The sequence below is a fragment of the Wenzhouxiangella sp. YN1 genome (assembly GCF_056324145.1).
The window spans coordinates 40797-48958 of sequence record NZ_JBJNIO010000085.1 but is presented as its reverse complement, the minus strand read 5'-3'; the positions used below and the strand labels follow the sequence as shown (position 1 = coordinate 48958).

Annotated in this window: 7 protein-coding genes, 2 pseudogenes and 1 other annotated feature; of the genes and pseudogenes, 6 read left to right on the top strand and 3 right to left on the bottom strand. The window is 62.0% G+C overall.

The genetic code is table 11. From position 1 onward, the window contains the following. The first annotated feature begins 168 nt into the window (after positions 1 to 168). A pseudogene (locus tag ACEWQZ_RS00990) lies at positions 169 to 731 on the top strand (2-oxo acid dehydrogenase subunit E2). Positions 732 to 856: 125 nt separating this feature from the next. Next, positions 857 to 1267, top strand: a pseudogene (locus ACEWQZ_RS00985) (IS3 family transposase); the annotation flags it as partial. After that, positions 1119 to 1234, top strand: a sequence feature (AL1L pseudoknot). Its footprint overlaps the pseudogene before it by 116 nt. A 158-nt stretch (positions 1268 to 1425) precedes the next feature. On the opposite strand, the gene ACEWQZ_RS00980 reads toward ACEWQZ_RS00985, so the two are convergent. The 3 genes from ACEWQZ_RS00980 to ACEWQZ_RS00970 all read right to left on the bottom strand — a co-directional run bounded on the left by ACEWQZ_RS00980 (position 1426) and on the right by ACEWQZ_RS00970 (position 4637). Further along, the gene (locus ACEWQZ_RS00980; RefSeq protein ID WP_476481203.1) at positions 1426 to 3393 is read right to left on the bottom strand and encodes a heavy metal translocating P-type ATPase; all 1968 of its coding nucleotides are present in this window, start codon (positions 3391 to 3393) and stop codon (positions 1426 to 1428) included. Positions 3394 to 3451: 58 nt separating this feature from the next. Beyond that, positions 3452 to 3667, bottom strand: a complete 216-nt coding sequence (locus ACEWQZ_RS00975) for a heavy-metal-associated domain-containing protein (RefSeq protein WP_476481202.1) — start codon at positions 3665 to 3667, stop codon at positions 3452 to 3454. Positions 3668 to 3872: 205 nt separating this feature from the next. Further along, positions 3873 to 4637: a Crp/Fnr family transcriptional regulator gene (locus ACEWQZ_RS00970; RefSeq protein ID WP_476481201.1), complete on the bottom strand. Its 765-nt coding sequence runs from the start codon at positions 4635 to 4637 to the stop codon at positions 3873 to 3875. 234 nt (positions 4638 to 4871) lie between these two features. On the opposite strand from ACEWQZ_RS00970, the gene ACEWQZ_RS00965 reads away from it, so the two are divergent. The 4 genes from ACEWQZ_RS00965 (at position 4872) to ACEWQZ_RS00950 (ending at position 8054) form a co-directional block, all read left to right on the top strand. Next, positions 4872 to 5297 carry a cytochrome c gene (locus ACEWQZ_RS00965; RefSeq protein ID WP_476481200.1) on the top strand — a complete coding sequence of 142 codons (426 nt, stop codon included), beginning with the start codon at positions 4872 to 4874 and terminating at the stop codon, positions 5295 to 5297. Positions 5298 to 5557: 260 nt separating this feature from the next. Further along, entirely contained in the window at positions 5558 to 6094 is a 537-nt protein-coding gene (locus ACEWQZ_RS00960) for a helix-turn-helix transcriptional regulator (RefSeq protein ID WP_476481199.1), read from the top strand. Between the two features lie 150 nt (positions 6095 to 6244). Further along, the gene (locus ACEWQZ_RS00955; protein WP_476481198.1) at positions 6245 to 7531 is read left to right on the top strand and encodes a hypothetical protein; all 1287 of its coding nucleotides are present in this window, start codon (positions 6245 to 6247) and stop codon (positions 7529 to 7531) included. Continuing rightward, the gene (locus ACEWQZ_RS00950; protein WP_476481197.1) at positions 7518 to 8054 is read left to right on the top strand and encodes a hypothetical protein; all 537 of its coding nucleotides are present in this window, start codon (positions 7518 to 7520) and stop codon (positions 8052 to 8054) included. Before ACEWQZ_RS00955 ends, ACEWQZ_RS00950 begins: the two co-directional genes overlap by 14 nt. Positions 8055 to 8162: the final 108 nt, after the last annotated feature.

Sequence of the window (8162 nt, the reverse complement as noted above, 5' to 3'; positions counted from 1 at the left end):
AAGCCTCAAAAATGCCAAATCCTGGCGAATCAATGCCATCCAGACCCACCATCGAGCCGAACCTGCAAGCTGGGTGACCAAAATCCATCAAAGCCGGCTTGACTCAGCGTGAAAGAGGCAGTCTGATGAATAAGCTGGGGTAAGGAAAACGAAGTCAAAATCAGCCTGATGAATCTGATACAAAAAGCCGCTGCCGAGGCTTGCAAGACTTACCCTATTGTCTGTGGTCTCTGGGAAGGCGATGATAAGGTTATCGTTCCGAGAAACGACTCTATCGCCGTCGGTGGCCCGGTCCAGGTCGGAGACGTAGCCCTGCCGCATCTTGTAGAAAACGCAGGCTCGAAATCATTGATCGAAATCGCGAAAGAGACCCAAAAGATCGTTGAGAAAATACGGCAGAGTGAATTATCGGAAAAGGCCGCTCAGGATGGTTTTAAAAAAATGCTCAGCGTCCCAAACCTGGGTATATCAAACATCGGCATGATCGCCCCGGTGAACTTCTTTATCGCCATGTCTGTTCTGCCAACAGTTGCTGCTCTTTGTGTTTCCGCAAAAATCGAGACGCCCATTGCAAAAAATGGGAGGTTGTCATAGCGCCTGTGATCAACTTTTATTTGTCTTTTGATCATCGCGTATTGCAAGCTGGTCCGGTGGCAAAATTCCTGGGAACATTCAAGGAGCTTCTTGAGGATCCCCAAAGGTTAAGTGCTTCATCTCGGATGGCTTCATAGTCCCTCGGCAATCTTCACCTTTCATGGCAAGATCGATCATGAGGGTAAGCGCCCGCGAACCGACACCCTTCTCAACTGAGCCGCCCGGCTTTCCCAGAGGCTCCTCGATTTGAGAGGACACGGCAATGACCAAGCGAATGAGATGCTCCCTGGAAGTCCGGGAGGGTTCGGTTCGCATGGTGTCCGAGCAGGAAGCTGCGAGTAATTCCCAGTGGCAGCCATCGAATCGATTTCTTCGAAGATCGAATGTACGCCGCTGGGTGCGACAGGCTGAGCGAGATACAGGCCAGCGTGCCGGGCTCACAACGTCGGATCGTGAGCGACGCAAGGCACTGGAGCGAGAGAACGTTGAGCTCAAGCGCGCCAATGAAATCCTGCCCAAGGCGTCGGCTTTTTCGCTCAGGCGAAGCTCAACCGCAAACCCGGGTAACGGTGGATTTCATCGACGATCATCGTGAGGTCTACGGGGTCGGGCCGATCCATGCCGAGCTGCCGATTGCCCGTCGACCTATTACGAACACAAGGCGCGCCAGGCCGCGTAGGCCAATCGGTCTATCGGGTGATCGAGCCCGAAGCATCGATTGAATCGGTAGGCGAACGCAGACCAAGCAGCACCGGCCAGGCTGGGCCGACCGCACAACCGATCCGATCGGTTGTGCGGTGGTTGCCGAGAAGGTGCTTTTGGAAGCCATCGTCAAGTAGTCTGCGGCAGGGCCTGGGCGGCTGATCGCGCCCGCTGTCGCGGGCGACGCGTGCGTAGAAGCCGCATGCCGTTGACGACGACCACCAGCACCGAGATCTGGTGAATGAACATGCCGCCGGCCATGTGTACCTCGCCGGCAAAGACGCCGGCCAGCAGCCCGACCACGGTCAGCAGGGCAATCACCACGTTCTGGCGGATGTTGTTGAGGGTTGCCCGGGCCATTCCCACTGCCTCGGCGATCTTGCCCAGATCATCGGCCATCAGCGCGATATCGGCGCTCTCGATGGCCACGTCGGTGCCGGCCGCGCCCATGGCGATACCGATATCCGCCGTGGCCAGGGCCGGAGCGTCGTTGATGCCGTCGCCGACCATGGCGGTGGTGCCGCTCTCGCGCTGAATCGCCTCGATGGCCTCGAGTTTCTGCTCGGGCAGCAGCCCGGCCTGCACCTCCTCGATGCCCAGCTCGCGGGCGACGCGCCAGGCACTGGCTTCGTGGTCGCCGGTGAGCATCACCAGGCGCTTGACTCCAGTATCGCGCAGCGCCTTTAGGGCAGCGGCCGCCTCGGAGCGAATGCGGTCGGCAAAGCCCAGCAGGCCGACAAGTACGCCGTCGACAGCAATCGCCGCCACCGTCTCGCCGCGCTCGCGGATTTCCTCCAGCGCCGCGGCTGCTTGTTCAGGCCACTCACTGACCCGCGCCCCGAGCCAGTCGGGGCGGCCGATCTCGACCCGCCGCTTTTGCCATTCGGCGCTGATGCCGCCGCCTGCGGCAGTCTCGAAGTCGTCGGCAAGCGGGCCGCTGTAATCGGCCGGCAGCGCCCGTTCGACGGCGCGCCCCAGAGGATGCTCCGAGCCGCTCTCGGCCAGCGCTGCCCAGTGCAGCAGGCGCTGGCGGGGCGAAGTTTCATCGGCCATCGTCGGCAGCGCCGGTATCCCGGACAGCGGCGTGACCGTCATGACCTCGGGACGCCCTTCCGTGAGCGTGCCGGTCTTGTCGAAGGCTACCGCACGAATGCGACCGGCCGTTTCCAGATACTCACCACCCTTGATCAGTATCCCGTCGCGTGCCGAACGACCGATACCGGCGATCACCGAAATCGGCGTGGAAATCACCAGGGCCCCGGGGCAGGCAATCACCAGCAGCGTCAGGGCCAGGGCGATATTCGCGGTCACCCCATAGGCGCCTATCGCCATGACGATGATGGCCGGCGTGTACCAGGCGGCGAAGCGCTCGATGAAGCGCTGGGTCGGCGCCTTGGCCTCCTGGGCCTGCTCGACGCGCTGGATGATGCGCGCCAGCGTGGTGTCGGCGCCGACGCCCTCGGCACGAATTTCGAGATAACCGTCATGGCTGACGGTGCCGGCAAACACGCCGTCGTCTTCCTGTTTCTCGGCGGGAATCGGCTCGCCGGTGATGGCGCTCTCATCAATCGCGGCACGACCGCCGAGGATGGTGCCGTCGACGCCGATGCGCCCGCCCGGGCGCACGATCACCGTCTCTCCCGGCTGGACTTCATGCGGCGCCACCGTCGCCTCGCTGCCGTCGCGACGCACCACAACCTCGGTGGGCGCCAATGCCAGCAGATCCTTGAGCGCCGAGCGGGTCCTGGCCAGAGTCCGCGACTCCAGGTAGCCGCCCAGCACGAACAGGAAGGTGACCGCGGCCGACTCCCAGTATTCGCCGATGAACAGCGCGCCGACGGCAGCAATGGTGACCAGCAGCTCGATACTGATCGTGGCGGCACGCAAGGCTCCGAGCGCCCGCAGGGCGATCTCGGTGCCCGCAACCGCAGCGGCAAAAAGCCACAGCACGTCGGTCAGCCAGGCTGGGCCGCCAAGAAACTGGCTGGCGACCCCGCCCAGGCCGGACAGACCGGCGATGAGCGCCACCGTGCCGCGTCGCTGGGCCGGCACGCGCAGCCGCCGCAGCCAGTTTTGCAACAGGTTTATATACTTCATGATCAATTGCCTCAATACGGAGCTGCCGGGCGGTTTGCGCCCGCCCGGCAGCGTGGAATCAGAATGCGCTGACGCGCGCCTCGTAACCGACCTCCCGCACCGCCGCAATGAGGTGCTCGGCCTCGACCCGCTCGGGGTCATGCTCGATCTCGATCCGCCCGGTGGCGAAATGCACTTCGGCATCGGTCACGCCGTCGAGTCGACCCAGCGCCTTTTCGATCTTCGGGATGCAGGAAGGGCAGTTCAGTTCGTCGCTTCGAAGAAGGGTTTTCATCGTTCATCTCCTGAGTGGTGTGTTGATGCAGGAGTAGGTTGAACGATATCGACGACGCACTACATGAGCCGGAACAAGTTGCTCCAGAATCGGCGATAAAAAGCCGTATATGGCTGTTTCAGGAGCGCTTTTCAGGCCGGAAGACGGCTGGAGCGTCGCACGCGACGGCCGTGCGTCAGGGGAAAGGAGCCCGGCGGAAAGAAGATCAGCCGCCGGCGTCGATCTCTTCGGCCAGATCGGCCAGGCTGGCGCGGTCGCGGATGCGAACCCACTGCCGCCCGGTTTCGACATGACCGCTGCGCCGCAGCCCGGACATGACCCGGCTGACGGTTTCTGCAGTGGTGCTGACCATGGCGGCCAGATCCTGCTGCGACAGCGGCGACTGGATCAGAAGCCCGCCCTCATCTGCCTCGCCGAAGCGATCGGCAAGATGCAGCAGCGCCCGGGCGATGCGTGCCTCCACCGGCAGCGTGGCGATTGCCCGGATGGTGTCGTGGGCCGCTTCGAGATCGCGAGCCACGCCATCGAGTGTGGCCAGCGCCACCTCCGAGTAGGTGCGAAGCAGGTGCCGAAAGTCGGCAGTAGTGATTGCCAGCACGCAGCAGTCGGTCTGCGCCTGGGCAGAGTGCGGATAATGCCGCCGCCCGAGCACGGCGAGCCCGCCGAAAAGCTGGCCCTGGCTGAGCAGGTCGAAGACCACCCTGGTGCCCGAGAAGCTGTGCTGAAGCAGCTTGACCTTGCCGTGAGCGACGAGGAAAAGCGCCTTGGCCGGTTCGCCTTCGTGGTGAATCGCAGCGCCGCTGGGGTAGTCGAAGGCCCGAAAATGCTGGTTGACGGCCTCGAGAGCGCCGCTTGACAGGCCGCGAAAATAGGACACATCGCCCAGGATTCGGGCCCGAAGCTCAGTCGAGCAGTGGCCCGGCTGTACGGAACTGTCGCGCAGTGGCGTGGTGCGCTTGCGTCTCATCATCACTTTCCCGAGTCTGGCGTTTGCATGACCGAACTCGACGCGGCCGCAGCGGGTACCGCGCAGGTCACTGGTCATTATGCCGGACCGGAGATCCTTTAACCTGAAATCTTTGCAGACACCGAGTTATATGCGCTATTGTCCCGAAACCACCCTTGAATCGTGACCTGAGGAGACAAAGCCATGAAAACTCTGGCAATCACATTGATATCAGGCGCCGTGGCAACGGGCGTTTTCATGCTGGCGGTCGCCGGCCAGCCTGCCACCACAAACATCGGCGCAGAGCTTCCGCCGAAGCTCCGCGGGTTGTTGATTCAGGAAATGCAGGGGATTCAGCAAGCCAGCCAGCAAATTCAGGCCGCCATGGTCCAGGGCCAGCACGAAATCGTCGCGGAGCGGGCGCAGGCCATCCATGACAGCTTCATCATGGAGCAGCAGATGACGGCCGAGGACGAGCAGGTTCTGCATGACACCCTCCCCGAAGCGTTCGTGGAACGCGATCAGGAGCTCCATGAACTCAGCGCCGGACTTGCCGAAGCCGCGCGCAACGAGGATATGGAAGAGCAGACGCGGCTGTTCTCGGAACTGATCAGCGGCTGCGTGGACTGCCACACCAAATATGCTCCCGGCCGTTTCCCGGGGCTGGATGAGTCAGCTCGATAGCATCTGCTACAGCTCGATTGTCGTGCTTGGTACGCAGCTGCTTTCAGCAGCGCAACAGGAATCCGCGCTTTCGCTGTGCGAGCAGTTAGGCGCTGGCGGGCTTGAGGCTGATGATATGCGTACTCAACGGAGCGTCGACTCCCGACACACCTGCAACAGTGAAAAGAACAGCAGGATGCATTGGGGCCGATTGCGTCTCGAGTTCGAGTCATCCGATCCAGACGACGTTCACCCACCAGACCCAGACAATCGCAGTCCTGATGTTGAATGACCAACCGGCAAGATCGGGTCACCTACTCCTTCTGGTCGTCTCCGGCCTGATCGCCGTGCTGATCGGCTGGGATGTGCTCTCCGATTACGCCTCGGGCGTCGAGCCACTGCACGTGGTCGTAGAGCTGGTCGTACTGCTGCTGGCCGCGACCATGTTCGGTTACATTCTCGCCCGAATGTTGCGCGGACGCCGTGAGCTCAAGCAGTTGCACAGCCGCCTCGATACGGCCCGGGCGGAGTCGCGGCGCTGGCGCTCGCGCTATCAGTCGACGATTCGGGGTTTGAGTGAGGCCATCGAGGAGCAGTTCGGGCTATGGCAACTGAGCATGGCCGAAGCCCAAGTTGCGTTGCTGCTCCTCAAAGGGCTGAGCTTCAAGGAGATTGCCTCTGCTCGCAACACCGCCGAACGAACGGTCAGGGAACAGGCGCGCGCGGTCTATCGCAAAGCCGGTCTGGGCAGCCGCTCGGAGCTGTCGGCATTTTTCCTGGAAGACCTGCTTCTGCCTGAATTCGATGCCGATCCATAAGGCACAAATCGCTGTCTTGTCAGGATCCTGAGCACCCTCTATGTCATTTGCCCGATGGCTGGTAATTGCCTGAACCTCTAAGCTTTTGGCAACTGCCGGTGGCCGAATGCGGTTGGCCGGGCTGACTTTGGTTGCGATGGAGGCGGGTCAATGAATAGAAAAACTAGCGTGACGATGCACATGGCATTCGCAGCAGTGCTTGCGATGGTTTCGGCTCAGCTTGCGGCTATGCCTGAGTTCGCGCGCAAATACGACATGACCTGTGCGGCCTGTCACGCCGCCTATCCCAAGCTCAATCAGTTCGGCGAGTTTTTTGCCGGCAACAACTTCAAGCTCGACAACTGGGATGCGGGCACGCTCGATACCGGCGACAAGCTGCTCAAGCTGCCGGAATATCCGCCCCTGGCGGTTCGCGCCCAAGGCTATTTCCAGGCGCGCGAGGCCGGCAACATCGACCCGATCAGCGGAGAGCAAACCCAGGCCTCCACCGACTTCCAGTCGCCCTACCTGATCAAGCTGATCTCAAGCGCGCCATTGAGCGAGCACATTACTTACTATTTTTACGCCATCTTCGGCGAGAAGGGCGGCAACGGCGAAGTCCTGGTCGAGGACGCCTGGTTCCAGCACGACGACATCTTCGGCTCGGGCGCCAGCATGATGCTGGGCCAGTTCCAGGTCTCGGATCTGATGTTCCCACGCGAGGTGCGCCTGCCCTTTCAGGACTATGTTGCCTATCGCATGGCCGGCATCACCTACGAGCGTGGCGTACTGTTTGAGCGCGCTGCCGGCCCGCTCGATATCGGCCTGGGATTCGTCAACGGCAACGGCATCAAGTCGAGCTTCGACGTCAACACGCCCGGTTTCAATCGCCCCGACAATCTGTTCGACAACGACAATTCCAAGACCGTCTTCGGCCGCGTCGGCTTCGACGTCGGGCCCGTGGGCGTCGGCCTGTTCGCGCTCGACGGCCGCCAGCGTGCGGCCGGCGGACCGGCCGGCCTGGAGACCAGCACGCGCAACAGCGACAAGCGCGTCGCCGGCCTGGATCTATCCGGCGCCATCGGCGGGCGCTGGTACTGGTATGCCCAGTATCTGTGGAACGAGTGGGACGGTTTTCTGGATGCCAATCCCGATACCAAATATTCCTGGGATGGCGGCTTTGCCGGCCTCGACTACATCCACAACGACCGCTGGGCGTTTTCGGCACTCTACAATTACGCCGACGCCGGCGACTTCAAGAACACCGATACCATCTACGAGGGCATCGACCTCAACAGCCTGACGTTCACGGCCTCGTACTACTTCATGCGCAACCTCAAGGGCATCATGGAGTTCAACGTCGACTTACTCGACGACAAGCGACAAGCCGGCGACTACTACACTGGTCACCTCGAGCAGGAGCACTATTTGCTGCTGGGCTTCGATGCGGCTTATTGACCGGACATCCCGGCGGCGCGGGCCGCTGGCCGTGACGGTGGCGGCACTGATGGTCGTCGCTTGCGCCGCCCCGGCCATTGCCCTCGACGGCGCCGGCATCCGCAGCTTTGCCGTCGAATCCGACCCGCCCGGCGCCGAGGTGGTCACCATCACCGGCACTCACGGCACCACCCCGCTGACCCTGACCGAACGCGACATCTATCCCAACAGCTATCGCCCCGAGCAGCAGCCGCAATACGGCGTGGTCACCCTGCGCAAGTCCGGGTGCGAGGAAATGAATATCCGGCCGGGTGACGGTGACATCATCAACGGTCTGTCTCTGGTGCTCGATTGCGGCGCTGGTAAGGCAATCAGCGACGCAGCGCTGCCGTCAGCGACGACGCGGGCCACTGCGGCCGACGATAACGGGCGCGCCGCGAAGAGGCTCACCCAACTGCGCTTTCTCCAGGAGCTGCTCGAGGAAGGCCTGATCACGGCCGAGGAGGAGGCCACGATTCGCCAGCGCATTCTCGAGCAGCCCTGAAGGTGGCTGGTCTCGAGCAGTCACGATCGCACGCATGATCAACGCACAAGTGCTGGTCGCGGAATCGGTCACGACTTTGTCGGGCTGGGTTACCAACGCAACCAGAAA